1 protein-coding gene is annotated in these 459 nt (G+C 61.9%); it reads right to left on the reverse strand.

The annotated features are described in order from the left end of the window. Positions 1 to 43: 43 nt before the first annotated feature. Positions 44 to 459, reverse strand: a 416-nt coding sequence (locus AACY08_RS29535) for a KUP/HAK/KT family potassium transporter (protein WP_339472624.1), incomplete at its 5' end; no start/stop codon positions are given.

The raw sequence follows: 459 nt of genomic DNA on the forward strand, positions 1-459 counted from the left end.
CTGCGCCCGAACAGCGCGGTGACGATAATGGGCGCGACCTCGCTCAAATCTCGAGCTGGCTGCCCAGCTCGACTACGCGATTGGTCGGCAAGCGGAAGAACTCCATCGCGCTCTCGGCATTGCGGAGCATCCATGCGAACAGCTTTTCACGCCAGATCATCATCCCCGGATGCGACGACGGCAACAGGCTCTGCCGCGCCAGGAAGAAGCTGGTGTCGATCATCCGGAAATCAGCGCCGCAACGATGCACATTGGCGAGCGCCAGCGGCACGTCGGGCTCATCGATAAAACCATAGCGCAGGATCATGCGATGAAAGCCCGCGCCCAGATCCTCCAGCGAGCAGCGCTCGCCCTCGGCGATATAGGGCACGTCCGCGATCTTGACGGTGAGCAGGATGATCCGCTCGTGCAGCACCTTGTTGTGTTTGAGATTGTGCAGCAGCGCGCCGGGGGCACTGT

The sequence above is a fragment of the Pseudomonas sp. EL_65y_Pfl1_R83 genome (assembly GCF_963970695.1).
GTDB classification, from domain to species: Bacteria; Pseudomonadota; Gammaproteobacteria; order Pseudomonadales; family Pseudomonadaceae; genus Aquipseudomonas; species Aquipseudomonas tritici.